Origin of the sequence: Mucilaginibacter sp., from assembly GCF_028288105.1 — a bacterium.
In the GTDB taxonomy this organism is placed as follows: Bacteria; Bacteroidota; Bacteroidia; order Sphingobacteriales; family Sphingobacteriaceae; genus Mucilaginibacter.
This window is the reverse complement of sequence record NZ_JAQBOI010000152.1, coordinates 1-15418: the sequence shown is the minus strand read 5'-3', so window position 1 is coordinate 15418 and position 15418 is coordinate 1. Positions and strand designations below refer to the sequence as shown.

At 41.6% G+C, this 15418-nt stretch carries 17 protein-coding genes; 7 read left to right on the top strand and 10 right to left on the bottom strand.

Features of this window, described 5'->3' with window-relative positions:
* Window positions 1–11 precede the first annotated feature (11 nt).
* Window positions 12–566, top strand: a complete 555-nt coding sequence (locus JWQ85_RS10725; protein WP_299467740.1) for a DUF2892 domain-containing protein — start codon at window positions 12–14, stop codon at window positions 564–566.
* A 24-nt stretch (window positions 567–590) separates the two neighbouring features.
* Here JWQ85_RS10725 and JWQ85_RS10720 read toward each other — a convergent pair whose 3' ends face one another.
* Together JWQ85_RS10720 and JWQ85_RS10715 are read right to left on the bottom strand one after the other, a co-directional pair.
* Window positions 591–833, bottom strand: a complete 243-nt coding sequence (locus JWQ85_RS10720) for a hypothetical protein (protein ID WP_299467738.1) — start codon at window positions 831–833, stop codon at window positions 591–593.
* Between the two features lie 206 nt (window positions 834–1039).
* On the bottom strand, window positions 1040–1723 hold the full coding sequence (locus JWQ85_RS10715) for a GDSL-type esterase/lipase family protein (protein ID WP_299467736.1): 684 nt from the start codon (window positions 1721–1723) through the stop codon (window positions 1040–1042).
* 167 nt (window positions 1724–1890) lie between these two features.
* Here JWQ85_RS10715 and JWQ85_RS10710 point away from each other — a divergent pair, with 167 nt between their 5' ends.
* A complete protein-coding gene (locus tag JWQ85_RS10710; protein WP_299467734.1) occupies window positions 1891–2802 on the top strand; it encodes a helix-turn-helix transcriptional regulator in 912 nt (303 codons plus the stop codon).
* A gap of 157 nt (window positions 2803–2959) precedes the next feature.
* Here the strand turns inward: JWQ85_RS10710 and lysS are convergent, their stop codons facing one another.
* The gene (gene lysS / locus JWQ85_RS10705; RefSeq protein ID WP_299467732.1) at window positions 2960–4681 is read right to left on the bottom strand and encodes a lysine--tRNA ligase; all 1722 of its coding nucleotides are present in this window, start codon (window positions 4679–4681) and stop codon (window positions 2960–2962) included.
* Between the two features lie 368 nt (window positions 4682–5049).
* Between lysS and JWQ85_RS10700 the strand changes: the two genes are divergently transcribed.
* The 3 genes from JWQ85_RS10700 to JWQ85_RS10690 all read left to right on the top strand — a co-directional run bounded on the left by JWQ85_RS10700 (window position 5050) and on the right by JWQ85_RS10690 (window position 7474).
* Window positions 5050–5733 carry an HAD family hydrolase gene (locus JWQ85_RS10700; protein ID WP_299467730.1) on the top strand — a complete coding sequence of 228 codons (684 nt, stop codon included), beginning with the start codon at window positions 5050–5052 and terminating at the stop codon, window positions 5731–5733.
* 3 nt (window positions 5734–5736) lie between these two features.
* Window positions 5737–6357 (top strand): chloramphenicol acetyltransferase, encoded by a 621-nt coding sequence (locus tag JWQ85_RS10695; protein WP_299467728.1) that lies wholly within the window; start codon window positions 5737–5739, stop codon window positions 6355–6357.
* Between the two features lie 103 nt (window positions 6358–6460).
* Window positions 6461–7474 carry a hypothetical protein gene (locus JWQ85_RS10690; protein ID WP_299467726.1) on the top strand — a complete coding sequence of 338 codons (1014 nt, stop codon included), beginning with the start codon at window positions 6461–6463 and terminating at the stop codon, window positions 7472–7474.
* 2 nt (window positions 7475–7476) lie between these two features.
* Here the strand turns inward: JWQ85_RS10690 and JWQ85_RS10685 are convergent, their stop codons facing one another.
* Both JWQ85_RS10685 and JWQ85_RS10680 read right to left on the bottom strand, forming a co-directional pair.
* Window positions 7477–8205 carry a CPBP family glutamic-type intramembrane protease gene (locus tag JWQ85_RS10685; protein WP_299467724.1) on the bottom strand — a complete coding sequence of 243 codons (729 nt, stop codon included), beginning with the start codon at window positions 8203–8205 and terminating at the stop codon, window positions 7477–7479.
* Between the two features lie 21 nt (window positions 8206–8226).
* The gene (locus JWQ85_RS10680; RefSeq protein WP_299467722.1) at window positions 8227–10140 is read right to left on the bottom strand and encodes a long-chain fatty acid--CoA ligase; all 1914 of its coding nucleotides are present in this window, start codon (window positions 10138–10140) and stop codon (window positions 8227–8229) included.
* Window positions 10141–10347: 207 nt separating this feature from the next.
* Between JWQ85_RS10680 and JWQ85_RS10675 the strand changes: the two genes are divergently transcribed.
* Window positions 10348–10944: a short chain dehydrogenase gene (locus tag JWQ85_RS10675; RefSeq protein ID WP_299467720.1), complete on the top strand. Its 597-nt coding sequence runs from the start codon at window positions 10348–10350 to the stop codon at window positions 10942–10944.
* A 359-nt stretch (window positions 10945–11303) separates the two neighbouring features.
* Here JWQ85_RS10675 and JWQ85_RS10670 read toward each other — a convergent pair whose 3' ends face one another.
* From JWQ85_RS10670 to JWQ85_RS10650, 5 genes are all read right to left on the bottom strand, one after another.
* The gene (locus JWQ85_RS10670) at window positions 11304–11972 is read right to left on the bottom strand and encodes a DUF2625 domain-containing protein (protein ID WP_299467718.1); all 669 of its coding nucleotides are present in this window, start codon (window positions 11970–11972) and stop codon (window positions 11304–11306) included.
* A 71-nt stretch (window positions 11973–12043) separates the two neighbouring features.
* The gene (locus tag JWQ85_RS10665) at window positions 12044–12514 is read right to left on the bottom strand and encodes a flavodoxin family protein (RefSeq protein WP_299467716.1); all 471 of its coding nucleotides are present in this window, start codon (window positions 12512–12514) and stop codon (window positions 12044–12046) included.
* Between the two features lie 72 nt (window positions 12515–12586).
* Window positions 12587–12913 (bottom strand): iron-sulfur cluster assembly accessory protein, encoded by a 327-nt coding sequence (locus tag JWQ85_RS10660; RefSeq protein WP_067059244.1) that lies wholly within the window; start codon window positions 12911–12913, stop codon window positions 12587–12589.
* A 93-nt stretch (window positions 12914–13006) separates the two neighbouring features.
* Window positions 13007–13420, bottom strand: a complete 414-nt coding sequence (gene iscU, locus JWQ85_RS10655) for a Fe-S cluster assembly scaffold IscU (protein WP_299467713.1) — start codon at window positions 13418–13420, stop codon at window positions 13007–13009.
* Window positions 13421–13533: 113 nt separating this feature from the next.
* A complete protein-coding gene (locus JWQ85_RS10650; protein ID WP_299467711.1) occupies window positions 13534–14745 on the bottom strand; it encodes an IscS subfamily cysteine desulfurase in 1212 nt (403 codons plus the stop codon).
* Window positions 14746–14846: 101 nt separating this feature from the next.
* On the opposite strand from JWQ85_RS10650, the gene mce reads away from it, so the two are divergent.
* The gene (mce, locus tag JWQ85_RS10645; RefSeq protein WP_299467709.1) at window positions 14847–15245 is read left to right on the top strand and encodes a methylmalonyl-CoA epimerase; all 399 of its coding nucleotides are present in this window, start codon (window positions 14847–14849) and stop codon (window positions 15243–15245) included.
* Window positions 15246–15418 lie beyond the last annotated feature (173 nt).

The following is a 15418-nucleotide window of genomic DNA, read 5'->3' as shown; positions in this document are numbered from 1 at the left end:
TAATACAAATTATGTCAAATATAGTTAGGTTAATTATTGCTTGTGTTATGATGGGCGCCGGTGTTACACTGTGTGGCTTTGGTTTTTGGGGCTGGGGGATCACTCTGTTTTTATTAGGCGGTATTGTACTGCTTACCTTCTTTTTTAACGAAAACATGCTGCTTGCGCAATTTTACCTGCGTAAAGAAAATTCTGAAAAAGCCGAAGCATCTCTTGCGAGAATTACCGATTACGAAAAACAATTATATAAAAGCCAGCATGGCTACTACAACCTATTAATAGGTTTAATAGAATCGCGCACAGCGCCTTTAAAATCAGAAAAATACTTCAAGAAAGCGCTTCAGTTAGGAATGGGCATGTCGCACAATATAGCGTTGGCTAAATTAAGCCTGGCAGGTATTGCAATGGCAAAACGCAACAAGCGCGAAGCCGAAATATATTTAAAAGAAGCCGCTAAGGAAGACAAGAACAAATTGCTTGCCGATCAGATAAAGATGATGAAGGGCCAAATGGCACAGATGGATAAGCAGCAGGTAATACGCGGCGGTTTCCGTCAAAAATTCTAAGAAGAAAAGATCGAAAGAAGCTTTTTATTTCTCGTCGAGGTTGCTGAAATAATCAGGCTCTGATGAGTGATTTAAATTAGGTTCTATACGTCTGTCGATTACAGGCGCGTCGCTATAGTAGTAAGAGTCATCATCGCTCTTGCTTTTTGCAGGCTTTGATACTTCAACTATTTTTAAAAGACTGCGGATAAATGACAGGTCGAAATTACTCCTGTTTAGTTTTATCAGATACTCGTTTTCGGTTATCTCAAGGATTGAATTTGTCATGACATTCATTTATAGTGTGTTCGGTATAAAACTAAACAACAACTATTAAACGCAGGTTTTATTCTCTTTATGATTTTGTTAAGGAATTGTGAATAAAGGCGTTGTATAGGCGTTTTTATTCATGAAAGTTGTTAGTCATCCTTTTGGCTTATTTGTTTACGAATATAAATTATGCGCAGGCGGGCAAATAAACTGTTAAATTCAAACTATAGGTATTTTTTTGTTTTTAAAAAATCAACCCAAACGTTATAGCCAAGCTTGTTAAGGTGAAGACCATCAGGCATTGCATACTTTGCATCAAGCTTGCCATTTTTATCTTTAAGCTTACTTTTCAAATCAATATAAGTATACCTGCTACCTTTTGCATTGCGTTCTAATTGATCGTCTATGGCGTTTATCTGATCGTTTTTGTTGAAAACATCCGGATAATCATTTTTGGCGTTATCATTTGTAGGTAAAATGCTATCAACATATATTTCCGTTTCCGGTGATTGTGTATGTACCCGCTCAATAATTAATAAAATATTTTTTATAATGATTTGTGGGGGGATATTTTGAGCGATATCATTTATTCCAACCTCGATAAAAAGCTTCGCCGGTTGGCGGATTATAACATCATTTAAGCGGGCTAAAACACCCTGGGTATTGTCGGCTGCAATCCCCCTGTTAATTACACTTGAATCATTCAGCAATTTTTTCCAATCTCCAAATTGTGTTATGCTATTCCCTAAGAATATAATTTTACCTTTTATTACCGGTTCGCTGTTGAAAATAGCTGTCCGTTTTTGGTAATATTCCTTCTCATACTGAATGGTATCAGATGCCAGAGTTTGGCTGATTGCTGCAATTGATATCAAACTAAAAAAAAGTATAAAGACGATCTTTTTCATAAAAGTGTTTTTTAATCTACGGATTTATGCAAAAGTATACTTTGAGAATGCCCGGTATTGTGCAGAAATGCTCAAAATGGATAAAGAATTGTAGTAACACTTGTGTATCTCATAATTGCTAACTTACACTGGTCAATTCAGGATAAATTAGATAAGCAACAAACCATATGTATTTTACCACACTACCCGATCATACTAAGCCTGGGTTTGACGAACGATCGCATTTTAGCAAATTTAAAAAGCATAATATTATTTTTAATGCATTAAGCCGCTACAGTAATTGTGATCATCATGTGGGCTGCCTTTCCTTTAAAACCGTACTAAGCGGCGAAGAATGGTATGGGATAGGCAATCGTAGCATTGCCGTTAGGCCGGGACAATTTCTGATGATGAATGATGATCAACCTTATTCCTGCCGTATAGATAATGGCGAAAGTGCGCGAGTATTGTCGGTTTTTTTTGAAAGAGATTTTGCCTCTTCAGTGTTTAGGGATGTATTGGGCAGAGAAGAACACCTGCTTGATGATCCTTTTAAAACTGGTGGCAATACCCCCGAGTTCTTCCAGACCTTAAATGATATTGATCCGGACTTACAGATACAATTGCACAACCTTATTTCTGCACTTAATGGTAAGGGATACGATAGCTGGGTAGTTGATGAGCATTTGGTTTTTATATTGAGCAATTTAATTCGGATGCATTTATCGGCATCAAAACAGGTAAGAAATGTAAATGCGGTTAAGCCAAATACAAAAACCGAAATATACAAACGCTTATGTATGGCTAAGGATATGTTGCAATCTTTTTATATGGACAAAACCGATTTAAACGCAATAAGCAATATAGCCTGTTTATCCATTCCTCAATTAGTTAGGCAATTCAAATTTGTTTTCCACGTCACTCCGCATCAATACCTCATGAGGATCCGGCTACAACGAGCCGCGGAATTATTGAAACTTACTGACAAGCCTGTATACGAGATCACCTGGAGATGCGGATTTGAAGATTTCAGCGCTTTTTGCCGTGCATTTAAATCGGAATATGGAGTGCAGCCAGGCTATTTCAGAAAAATGTGTTAAAAGTCGTGGGAGGTATTCTAAACAGCAAAATATTATATTAACCACAGAGGTCACAAAGAAAAACCACAAAGAGTACAGAGGTTGTTTCACTCCGTGCTCTTTGTGGTTATAAGATTTGATAATCCTCAGTGTTCTCTGTGGTAAAATAATGAAATCATTATTCAAACCAGGCCATAACCGTTTCTTTTACCGGCATGGTAATATCGAGTTTTAATTTTTTACGCATTCCGCCAAGGTCGTTAAACACCTTGTTGGGGTTACCGGCTTTAAGTTCCTCAACGGTGTTGAAGCCCATTTTGTTAAGGACAGGTACCCACTCAGCAGGAACGCCAATGTTTGTGAAATCTTCTATACTTGGCGCTTTTGCTTTCTTTTCAGGGCGCATCTGCGGGAAGAATAATACTTCCTGTATAGTGCTCTGGTTGGTCATTAGCATCACTAACCTATCAATACCTATACCTAAGCCTGATGTTGGCGGCATACCGTATTCAAGGGCGCGTAAAAAGTCGTCATCCATTGCCATGGCTTCATCATCGCCACGGCCGGCCAGTATTAATTGCTCTTCTAAGCGCTCGCGCTGATCGATAGGGTCGTTTAATTCCGAATAAGCATTCGCAATCTCTTTACCATTTACAAACAACTCAAAACGCTCTACCAGGCCATCTTTTGTACGGTGCTTTTTGGCAAGCGGCGTCATCTCAATAGGGTAGTCGGTAATGTACGTTGGCTGTATCAGGTTGTGCTCTACCTTAGCGCTAAAGATCTCGTCTATCAGTTTGCCTTTACCCATACTGGCATCTACCTCAATGGCAAGATCGGCACATACTTTACGCAGGCCTTCTTCGTCCATGGCAGATACATCTATACCCGTATATTTCAGGATAGAATCATACATAGACAGCTTCTCGTAAGGGCCGGCAAAGTTTATTTCGTGCTGGCCAACATGCACCACAGGGATGCCATGAACGGCTTTAGCAACAGTTTCTAAACACTCCTCCACCATGGCCATCATCCATATATAATCTTTGTAAGCTACATAAATCTCCATGGCGGTAAACTCCGGGTTGTGGGTGCGGTCCATACCCTCGTTACGGAACATTTTACCAAACTCGTAAACACCATCAAAGCCGGCAACGATAAGGCGTTTAAGGTAAAGCTCATTGGCAATACGCAGGAACAGGCCCATATCCAAAGTGTTGTGATGTGTGGCAAACGGACGGGCCGCTGCACCGCCATGCACAGGTTGCAGGATAGGGGTTTCTACTTCCATCCAGCCTTGCGCGTTAAAGTAATTGCGCATACTGCTGATCACTTTAGAGCGGTTAATGAATATGTTTTTGTATTCGGGGTTAACGGTTAAATCAACATAACGCTGGCGGTAACGCATTTCGGGGTCGGTAAAACCATCGTGTATGGTACCATCATCTTCACGCTTAACCACCGGCAGCGGTTTCAACGATTTTGAAAGGACGATAAGCTCTTCAGTATGTACCGAGATCTCACCTGTTTGGGTAAGGAATACATAGCCTTTTATACCTACGTAATCGCCAATATCCAAAAGCTTTTTAAATACGGTATTGTACAACGTTTTGTCCTCACCGGGGCAAATATCATCGCGTTTGATATAGATCTGCACACGGCCGGTACTATCCTGGATCTCGGCAAATGATGCGCTGCCCATAATACGGCGCGTCATGATACGGCCTGCAATTACAACCTGTTTATACTTATCCGGGTTGGCTTCAAAATTGTCATTAATATCCTGTGCCCACGCGGTCACATCAAAAGCTTCGGCAGGATAAGGGTTTATGCCCAGTTCGCGTAGTTTTTGTAACGATTCGCGACGTATAATTTCCTGTTCGGATAGTGCAATACTCATATTGTAAAAGGGTATTTATTAAGGGTGCAAAAATAGGATTTTTAAGCGAGATATGAGATGTGAGGCGGATATTTTACTCACCCCGGCTACGCTGCGCTGGCCGACCCTCTCTGCTTCGCAAAGAGGGTGAAAAAGAATCCTCTCCCTAACCTCTATAAACAAAAAATGTGATACCCTCTTTCCGCGCAGCGAAGAGAGGGTGGTCGAGCGAAGCAATGACCGGGTGAGTAAAATCACGAAATGATAAGCCGCTATGTTTGTCAGTCTGTGCCTGTCGAAGACTTAGCCCGGTTTTTTATTGGGTCTATAAAATCGCCATTACAAAAATCACTAAATCAATCATTCACTAAATCACTAAATTTGGCGCCATGAATATTAAAGTGATCGCGTTTGATGCCGACGATACCCTTTGGGTGAACGAGCCCTATTTTAGGCAAACAGAAGAACAGTTTTGCATATTGCTGCAGCAGTACGCCTCAGAGCATGAACTGGAACGCGAGCTTTTAAAAATAGAGTTGGCTAATCTTGGGCTTTACGGATACGGTATAAAAGGCTTTATACTATCAATGATAGAAGCCGCCATGAACATCACTCAAAACACTTTAAGTATTGAGGTTGTAGGGCAAATAATAGAATTGGGTAAGCAAATGCTGAACCAGCCTATCGAGCTGCTTGATGGGGTAGAAGAAGTACTGGAAACATTAAAAGGTAAATACCGCTTAGTGGTAGCCACAAAAGGCGACCTGCTGGATCAGGAACGGAAACTAAAAAAATCGGGCCTTAGTCCATATTTCCATCATATCGAAATTATGAGCGAGAAGGATGATGCCAACTACCTGAAGCTGATAAAACACCTCGACATACAGCCCGAAGAATTACTGATGGTGGGTAATTCCCTTAAAAGCGATATTATGCCGGTGCTAAACATTGGCGGGCATGCTGTACACGTGCCTTATCACATTACCTGGGCGCATGAGCAGATAGAGCACAGTATAGATAACGAACGTTTTAAAAGCGCTGTAACTATAAAAGATATATTAGCGTACCTGTAAAACATGAAAATAAAAATTGATCTTGATACCTGGTACCGGACACATCACTTTAAGTTTTTTAATAGTTTCGAAGAGCCCTTTTTTGGTGCGACAGTAAACGTTGATGTAACCATAGCTTATCAAAAAGCAAAGGAGCAGGGTGTTTCTTTCTTTTTATACTACCTGCATTGCATATTAAAGGCAGCCAATGGTATTGAGGGATTCAGATATCGCGTGGAAAACGATGAGGTGTTTTTGTATGATGAAGTGCATGCATCAACAACCATCAGCCGCCCCGATACCACTTTTGGCTTTTCTTATATAGATTATAAACCTGATTTTGCCGAATTTGTGACTGATGCACAGCAGGAGATAAAGCGTGTACAAAGTACCGTAGGGCTCGAACTAAGGCCGATATTTAATGTTTTGCATATCTCGGCTATCCCATGGGTAAACTTTACAGGATTAACGCACGCCCGCAGCTTTACATTCAAGGATAGCATGCCAAAAATATCATTAGGAAAAGTTACTGAGCAGGATGATAAAAAGAGCATGCCTGTATCTGTTACCGTGCATCATGGCCTGATGGACGGCCGCCAGATAGGTGAGTTTATCGATCTTTTCCAGGAACTGCTTGATCGGTAGCAAAAGCAACTGAATGCGATACCAGGACGTATGCTTTATGTACTTGTATCATTGCGCATTGTAAAATGTAAATGATATATTTACTTACCACCACCAATTATATATGATGTTTAAAAAAGCCGGCATTTTGCTGATACTTACTTTAACGCTTTTTTCCTGCAAGAAGGATAAACCCTTTGTACCAAATTATGCGAACGGTTTACCCGGTTTGTGGGCTCAATTAGACGATTTCCCGGGAGTTGGGCGTGTACGCTCATCTGGCTTTACAATAGGTGGTAAGGGCTATATTTTAGGCGGGAATGCTGCCAGTGGTTTTAATTCGCAGCTGATAAATGATTTTTGGGAGTACGACCCTAAAACGGATAAATGGACACGCAAAGCCGATTATCCCGGCCAGGCAGGCGAATATGTTAAGGGCTTTGGCATTAATAATAAAGGTTATGTTGGTACGGGGTTTGGCAAAAGACTGGCTACCCCAGGCGATGATATTCCGCAGAATAACGATTTTTGGGAGTATAACCCGGCTAATGATAAATGGACGCGCAAAGCCGATTTTGCAGGCGGCAAAAGAGAAAACGTTATTGCTTTTGAAATAAATGGTATCGGCTATATGGGCTTAGGCACCAATAATGATTACACCGGAAATTTTAAGGACTTTTGGAAGTATGATGCTAACGCGGATAAATGGACACGTGTGGCCGACTACCCGGGCACCGGAAGTTTTGGTGTAGCAGCATTTGCCAGTAATGGCAAGGGATACGCCGGGTTAGGCGGGGCTTCTCCGAGTATAGCCGAGAAAGACTTTTGGCAGTATGACCCAATTGCTGATAAGTGGGATAAAAAAGCTGATTTCCCGGGTAAGGGCAGGGCATTTTCTGGTCAGTTTACTATTGGTAATAGTGGGTATGTTGGCTTTGGTTCTACCCTTACCGCAACGGCCAATGATTGGTACGCTTATGATACTGCATCAAACAACTGGTCAAAAATTACCAATTTTACAGGGCCTATCCGCTATGATCTGGTGAGTTTTGGTATAGATGGTATAGGTTATATCGGTACGGGCAACCCCGGCCTTTTAAAAGATTTTTGGAAGTACACACCCCGGAAAACTAATTGAAATTACATTTTGTGCTTAAACGCTATATACAGCAACATAGATACGCTGTTGATAAGCGCATGTAACCCCATCCCCCAAAAGAAACCATTTTTAAAGCGGACATACGTTAATAACCAGCCCATGCAAAGCTGTGGTATAACAAATAATGGATACATAAATATGATATTCCATTGCAGCGGCGCATAATTAAAAATGTGCATCAGCCCAAATACAACTATAGAAATGATCATTAACCGGGTTTGAAGCCTGTTATTTGGTGCCTTAACTTCTGGTAGGAATTTATTGAGCGAAAAATATCCGGCAGCAAATAATGCTACCCTAATCAAAATGTTTACAGTTAAATTTTGTTGTGCCAGGCCGGGTATTATGCGGGCAAGTAATACCAGCGCAAACCCAAAAGCAACAGCAATATGGCTGCGCTTCAACGATAGCGGCAACCTGAATATGCTCTCCTCAATTATTGGTGCTAAAATGCAGATGTATAAAACTGCTTTTAAATAACCAAACTTTTCAAAAAAGCGCAGCATCGAAGTTTTGTATTGTTCCTGGATGCTTTTTAAATGCAGTACCTGTGTTACTAAGTGCTCTGCCAGATAAGCTAACGGGGCGCTAATAAAGTTTAACAGGAAAATTATCCCGTATATTTTAAACAGTAATATAAACTTATCTTGAAAAGGGCGGTCTGTTGCCAGTGTGGGATAACTGTTCAGCGCGAAAAATTCTTCTATCATTTAGCTGCCCTGTTGGCGTAATTATTCCGCATCATCTTCCCAGTTGTACAGGTCATCAATGGCATCGGCATATTTCTTTTCTATTACTTTACGCTTGGCTTTAAGGGTAGGGGTTATTTCGCCGGCCTCCATGCTAAAAGGTGTACGTTTCACTTTAAAGTTTTTGATCCGCTCAAATTTGGCTAATTCGTTTGACAAGCGTTTGATGTCCTGGCCAATCCAATCAATTATCTCTTTATCATCTATAAACAGGTCGGGCTTCTCAAAAAAGTCATCACCCAGTTTAAATGTTTCCTGCAGTAATTCGCGGCCCGGAACCAGTATGGCCGTTATAAATTCGCGCTTATCACCAATTAAAAATACCTGTTCAATTTTAGGGCTTTTTAAATAAGTATTCTCTACCGGGGTAGGATAAATATTTTTGCCATAAGCATTAACCAGCATGTTCTTTAAACGATCGGTTATTTGTAGGTTGCCCCTGTAAAAACGGCCGATATCACCTGTATGAAACCAGCCTTCCGGATCAATAACCGCGGAGGTTTCTTCCGGTTTTTTCCAGTAACCTTTCATTACGCAATGCCCGCGAACAATGATCTCGCCCTCTTCCGATTCAAAATTGGGGCTGAAGTTATCGTAGGTTTGCGAAGTGTAGATCTTTTTGGTATCCACGTTTTGGATACCTACTTCAATACCGGGGATAATACGGCCAACGGTACCATATATAATACGATCATTCTCGGTAACCGACATTACCGGCGACGTTTCTGTAAGCCCGAAACCCTCTAATAGTTTTATGCCGATATCACCAAAAAACTCACCAATGTTTTTAGGCAATGCGCCACCACCAGATAGCAGCACTTTTAAGCGGCCACCTGTTTTTTCTTTTATCTTGCTGAATACCAGCTTGTCTGCCAGTTTTTGTTCGGCGCTTAGTATGATGCCCGGTTTTTTGCCGGCTTCCTGCACCAAACGGTATTCGCGGCCAATTTTAACTGCCCAGGTAAATATTTTAGTTTTTATGCCTCCGGCAGATAAGCCATTTTTCATAGCCTTATCGTGGATTCGTTCCAGCAGGCGGGGCACGCAGCACATAACGGTAGGCTTAACTTCGGCCATATTGCGGGCCAGCAGGTCAAGGCTTTGCGCGAAAGCGATAGTACAGCCCTTATTCATGCAAATGTAATAGGTAGCTGTGCGCTCAAATACGTGCGATAACGGCAAAAAGGACAGGAACATGTCCGTCTTTTCAATAATTGGTATCTGCATTAAGCTAACACGGCAGTTTTCGGTCAGGTTATGGTGAGTAAGCATTACCCCCTTAGGCGTACCTGTTGTGCCCGATGTATATATCAGGCAGGAAAGATCAGACGGCAGGATGGCTTCGCGGGCGGCGTTAATGGCTGTGCGGGATTCATCTACAATGGGCAAACCCTCCTCAATAACTCTTTTTAAGCCCACAACGCCGGCATTTAATTGCAGGCCTTCGCTAAACTTTTCAAAGCCCTCAAACGCGGGTATAATGCGTATAAGCGAAGGGCAACTATTGGCTATTTTTAAAACCTTGCGATGCAGGAAAGGGTTACCGGTAAGTATAGTGCGCGCTTCCGAATCGTTCAGGATATATTCTATTTCAGTTTCGGATAGGGTTGGGTAAATAGAGGTATTTACCGCGCCAATTTGCTGCAGGGCCTGGTCATAATAAATATAATCGGGGCCGTTCTCAATGATCAGGGCAAGGCGGTCGCCTTTTTTAATACCGATATTCAGGAACCACGCCGACAGGGCATCAATCTTTTCGAGCGCTTGTTTATAGGAGATCTCAACCCAGGCATCTTTTACCTTGTGGATAAGAAAGGTATGGTCTTCGGGGTGTATGTTCGCTACAATGTTCCGGATAAGTCCCGGTATGGTTGATTGCTGAGCAACGATGTTCATTAAGTTTATATATCAGGTTTATATGCTTAACAAAGCTAATTATTTTACATTTAATTATAAACGGCATAATAGCGAAGTATCAATATAAATCTGACCCTGGTTTGACCGTCACATTTATCATATGACTTTTTAATTGTTTAGCTTGGTTAACGAAAGCACATAGTAGAATGAAATCACTAAATCACTAATTCACTAATTGTTCACAGTATGAAGATCATTATCATAGGTGCATCCGGCACATTAGGCAGAAAAGTAACCGCTGCTTTAAAAGATAAGTACGAAGTAATAACGGCCGGTTCAAAAAGCGGCGACCTGCAAGTGGATATCACGTCCCCCGAATCTATTGAGGCTTTTTACAAAAAGGCAGACAAATTTGATGCCTTGGTAAGTGTTACCGGCAGCGGCCACTTTGGCCCGTTAAGCAGCATGACGCCGGCCGATTTTAAAAAAGGCATAGACAGCAAATTAATGGGGCAGGTTAACCTGGTGCTGATAGGGCAACACTATATCAATCCTAAAGGTTCATTCACGCTTACATCGGGCATATTGGCAACCGACCCGGTGCTTTACGGTGCAAACCTGAGCGCGGTTAACGGCGGTCTAAACTCGTTTGTTATAGCGGCAGCCATTGGTTTGGAAAACGGGGTAAGGATAAATACAATTAGTCCGGGCGTGGTAGAAGATTCACCGGAGTATTTTGACGCTTTCCCGGGGCATGTACCAGTTACTATGGATAGGGTAGTGGCCGGTTATATCCGCAGTGTATTAGGTGCAGGTACCGGGCAGGTAATTGAGATCTTTTAGGCCTGTGCTCCCTTGTTCCATTATAGTAATTGACACGGAACAAGTGGAACATATTGATAATTAGCTATTAAAAATAGGCGAAAAAAGGCGTTCTATGGACGAATAAAAGGCGTTTTTTTGGTGAAAAATAAGTAATTTTTGATGTTGAGCGTTGCCTTCGGTCAGGCTTTGCGCTCATACTGCACAGGCATTAACCACTGGCCGGTATCCGCTACAATCCTTAACACGGAATTGTCTGAACCATGATTTGCTTGATTAGAGGATTACATACATCCCAACCTGGTCTTCTGAAAGATACCCTGCGCCGTATGCAAGGCGTTGCAGGGCCCACAAAGTGCGACGCTGCGGTGACGTAAAAACTATTTACTTAGCTGGCTAATAGTAGATAACGTAAAATCGTAATGCTCTTGAACGGGCACAACCTTACGTGATGACTTGCTTATATCCTGACCTTCTTTGCTCCATAAAAAAGGGTAGAAGCTATAAACATTATCTCCATTAAGTACGGCTGTTTCTTTTTTCCAATTTTTCCATCTGTAACTTTCATAAAATTTATCAAGATCGCCATTTAAACAAAAGTCTACGAAATCTGAATAATTCTTGTTCAGTGATTCCCATTTTAAAGTTTCAGGAGCCAGGTAATAAACTTTTCCCATATCTGCCCCAAGGGCACCACCATTTACGGCAAAAAAGCCACCTATCGCGTCGTCAGCAATTAAAAGATAGCCCGGTCGGTCGCCAAAATTGTTAAATGTTTTCCCTTTATTCCACCCCGGCAGGCTTCTCGGAAGCATGTTACTACCAGATCCCAATAGCCTTATCCAACCGTTATCAATTAAAATACCACCTGTAAAATATATAACTGCACCCATTAATGAGCGGCTTGTAACTTGAGCTTGGTATAATGCTTCTCCGGCTTTGTTTTCGTTTGCCGGTAAAATTATTGACTTGTTTTTAGCGGTACTTATTTCCTGTTTAAGCATATCACGGGCGGATACATCCACTGTTAATTCTTTTAATGTGCGCATATTGCTTTGAGCTAAACACACATTAATACTTAATAGCAGTAACAATAAAACAGGCTTGTATAATTTAAGAATCATTTATTATAATTAGGTTGGCTTTTAGTAGCATAGTAGGTGCAACCTTTATATTGTAAGCCCAGGTATGCTGCGGTATGTTTAAAGGGTACCTCGAAGCCATCGGGAATGGCGGCGTCGGCACCTACGGCTATCATGGAGGCCGATTTACCCCTTAACCCACGGCCCAGATCTTTTTTTATAGTGATCAAGTCGGTAAGGCGATCGAAAAAAACCTTCATTACACCACTCATACTATACCAATAAACCGGCGTGGCAAAAATAATATTGTTATAGGGAAGGGTTTTGCTGATGATGGCCTCAAATTCATCGCCGATAGGGTAGTGGCCGTCGTAGCTGTAGTGGGCTATTTTATGATCAAGCAAATCGATCATATCAAATTCGGTTTGCAGTAGTGCCTTCCGGGTTATGGCCTCGGTCAGGCTGTTTTTACGGTTACTGCCCAGTATTACAAGCGACCTGTTTTCCATGTTATTAAACAAAAAAGGTTGACTATATAAATATAATCAACCTTTTTAATATATGCTATTAATAAAACGTTATTAAACCGAGAAACTTTCGCCGCAACCGCATGTGCGTGTGGCATTGGGGTTATGAAAGTTAAAACCTTTACCATTTAAGCCATCAGAAAAATCAAGCTCGGTACCGGCCAGGTATAAAAACGATTTCATATCCAAGGCAAAACGTACACCGCGGTCTTCAAAAAACTGGTCGCCCTTTTTCTCCTCGTTATCAAAATCGAGGTTGTAAGATAAACCAGAGCAGCCGCCCCCCTGTACAGATACACGCAGGAAATACGAAGCATCCAGCCCGCTATCCTGCATCAGGTTATCTATTTTAGCTTTTGCTTTATCAGTTACAGTTACCATAGTAGTAGAGTCAAGATTTTTAGAGCCAGGAAACAAGACGAAGACGTAATTACTTATGTCTTGATTCTTGTCTCTTGATTCTAATATCTGTTATTAGTGATGTGATTTTTCAAGAACAAATGGTTCCATACCGTTTTTAACACGGAAATCATTGATGGCTGCTTTTATAGCATCTTCTGCTAATACAGAGCAGTGAATTTTTACCGGTGGTAAAGCCAGTTCTTCAACAATATCCATATTGTCAATCTTCATTGCATCGTCAACGCTTTTGCCTTTTAGCCACTCTGTAGCTAAAGATGAAGAAGCGATTGCCGAACCGCAACCAAAGGTTTTAAATTTAGCATCGGTGATGATATTGTTATCATCAACCTGAATTTGCAAACGCATAACGTCGCCGCACTCAGGTGCACCAACAAGGCCGGTACCAACCTTGTGGCTGCTCTTATCTAACGTGCCCACATTGCGGGGGTTAGTATAATGGTCAATTACTTTATCTGAATAAGCCATGGCTTTTAATTTATGAATTAGTGAGTTAGTGAATTGTTGATTTTTTAACTCGTTATATATATATTTTAACTAAGCATCTGCACATTCGCGCATCTGCATATTTGCACATTAAATTAGTGTTCTGCCCACTCAATCGAGTCAAGGTCAATTCCTTCTTTAAACATTTCCCAAAGTGGTGAAAGTTCGCGCAGGTGGTTAACCGATTTCTTGGTTATTTCAATAGCGTAGTCAATTTCCTCTTCGGTAGTAAAGCGGCCAAGGCCAAAACGGATTGATGAGTGTGCAAGATCGTCAGATAATCCTAAGCTTTTTAATACATAAGAAGGCTCTAACGATGCCGATGTACAGGCCGAGCCCGATGATACAGCCAGATCTTTCATGGCCATCATCAAACCTTCGCCCTCAACATATTTGAATGATATATTAGCAACATGCGGTAAGCGGTGTTCTACATTACCATTCACGTAGCTTTCTTCTAATACAGTTAATGCGCTTTGCAGTTTATCGCGCAGGGCAGAAAGGCGTTTTGCTTCGCTTTCCATCTCCAGGCCGGCAAGCTCGCAAGCTTTACCTAAACCAACAATACCCGGAACGTTCAACGTACCCGAACGCATACCACGCTCGTGACCGCCACCGTCCATTTGTGCTGTTACTTTAACACGCGGGCCTTTACGGCGAACGTATAATGCGCCAACACCTTTAGGGCCGTACATTTTATGTGCCGATAGGGCTAAAAGGTCAATACCATCTGCAATAACATTAACAGGTATTTTACCCACTGCCTGTGTAGCATCTGTCATGAACAATGCACCGTATTTATGCGCAATGGCAGCCATTTCTTTAATAGGTTGAATAACACCAATTTCGTTGTTACCATACATGATAGATACCAGGATGGTTTCGCTGGTCATGGCTGCTTCCAATTCGGCAAGGTCAATTAAACCGTCTTCTTTAACCGGCAGGTAAGTAACACGGCCGCCAAGTTTTTCAACGTGTTTGCAGGCATCTAAAACAGCTTTATGTTCGGTAACGGATGTAATAATATGGTTACCTTTTTCTTTATACATTTCAAACACACCTTTTATGGCAAGGTTGTCAGACTCGGTAGCGCCCGATGTAAAGATGATCTCTTTCTCTGTAGCACCAATAAGTTTTGCAACCTGCTCGCGTGCATAATCAACGCCTTCTTCAGCTACCCATCCAAACGGATGGTTACGGCTTGCCGCATTACCAAACTTTTCGTTAAAGTATGGCAGCATAGCCTCCAGCACCCTCGGATCCATAGGTGTTGTAGCGTTATTATCTAAATAAATTGGGATATTCATGTATTAAAAATTAACAACACAAATATACGCAACTTTTTACTTTTATATCTGCAAACCGCTATAAATTGCATTTACATGCCATTTATTTACAATATTTGGACATGAACAAGATAGAGCATATTGGTATAGCGGTTAACAGTGTTAAGCTGGCAGGAGATATCTATGAGAGATTGCTGAACACAACTGTTTATAAGACAGAGGATGTAGCCAGCGAAGGGGTTAAAACCGCTTTCCTGCAGGCCGGCCCAAATAAAATAGAGCTGCTGGAAGCCACTAATCCCGATAGCCCGATAGCTAAATTTATTGAGAAACGCGGCGAAGGCATACATCATATTGCTTTTGAAGTGACTGATATTGAGGCCCAAATGCAGCGCCTGAAAAATGAAGGTTTTGTTTTGTTGAATGAGACGCCAAAACAAGGCGCGGATAACAAATTAGTTTGCTTTGTACACCCCAAAGGGACTAATGGGGTGCTGATAGAGTTGTGCCAGAGTATTTAGTTGGCAGTTTTTAGTTGGCAGTTAGCAAATTTCGCCATTCCCCACTTGTCATTTCGAACGATAGAGAGAAATCTTCTACGAGCGATAAGTAGTCGCCCTGCATCCGTAAAAGCAGGGGCGGAGAAGATTTCTCCTCGCTACGCTCGTTCGAAATGACATAGATATTCGCCGTT

Bases quoted from the DNA above. Each gene is read 5' to 3' on its own strand.
- JWQ85_RS10680 (WP_299467722.1), bottom strand. From the start codon at position 10,140: ATGAACATCGTTGCTCAGCAATCAACCATACCGGGACTTATCCGGAAC.
- JWQ85_RS10695 (WP_299467728.1), top strand. From the start codon at position 5,737: ATGAAAATAAAAATTGATCTTGATACCTGGTACCGGACACATCACTTT.
- JWQ85_RS10665 (WP_299467716.1), bottom strand. From the start codon at position 12,514: ATGGAAAACAGGTCGCTTGTAATACTGGGCAGTAACCGTAAAAACAGC.
- iscU (WP_299467713.1), bottom strand. From the start codon at position 13,420: ATGGCTTATTCAGATAAAGTAATTGACCATTATACTAACCCCCGCAAT.
- lysS (WP_299467732.1), bottom strand. From the start codon at position 4,681: ATGAGTATTGCACTATCCGAACAGGAAATTATACGTCGCGAATCGTTA.
- JWQ85_RS10670 (WP_299467718.1), bottom strand. From the start codon at position 11,972: ATGCGCACATTAAAAGAATTAACAGTGGATGTATCCGCCCGTGATATG.
- JWQ85_RS10675 (WP_299467720.1), top strand. From the start codon at position 10,348: ATGAAGATCATTATCATAGGTGCATCCGGCACATTAGGCAGAAAAGTA.
- mce (WP_299467709.1), top strand. From the start codon at position 14,847: ATGAACAAGATAGAGCATATTGGTATAGCGGTTAACAGTGTTAAGCTG.
- JWQ85_RS10650 (WP_299467711.1), bottom strand. From the start codon at position 14,745: ATGAATATCCCAATTTATTTAGATAATAACGCTACAACACCTATGGAT.
- JWQ85_RS10720 (WP_299467738.1), bottom strand. From the start codon at position 833: ATGACAAATTCAATCCTTGAGATAACCGAAAACGAGTATCTGATAAAA.
- JWQ85_RS10715 (WP_299467736.1), bottom strand. From the start codon at position 1,723: ATGAAAAAGATCGTCTTTATACTTTTTTTTAGTTTGATATCAATTGCA.
- JWQ85_RS10700 (WP_299467730.1), top strand. From the start codon at position 5,050: ATGAATATTAAAGTGATCGCGTTTGATGCCGACGATACCCTTTGGGTG.
- JWQ85_RS10690 (WP_299467726.1), top strand. From the start codon at position 6,461: ATGATGTTTAAAAAAGCCGGCATTTTGCTGATACTTACTTTAACGCTT.
- JWQ85_RS10710 (WP_299467734.1), top strand. From the start codon at position 1,891: ATGTATTTTACCACACTACCCGATCATACTAAGCCTGGGTTTGACGAA.
- JWQ85_RS10685 (WP_299467724.1), bottom strand. From the start codon at position 8,205: ATGATAGAAGAATTTTTCGCGCTGAACAGTTATCCCACACTGGCAACA.
- JWQ85_RS10660 (WP_067059244.1), bottom strand. From the start codon at position 12,913: ATGGTAACTGTAACTGATAAAGCAAAAGCTAAAATAGATAACCTGATG.
- JWQ85_RS10725 (WP_299467740.1), top strand. From the start codon at position 12: ATGTCAAATATAGTTAGGTTAATTATTGCTTGTGTTATGATGGGCGCC.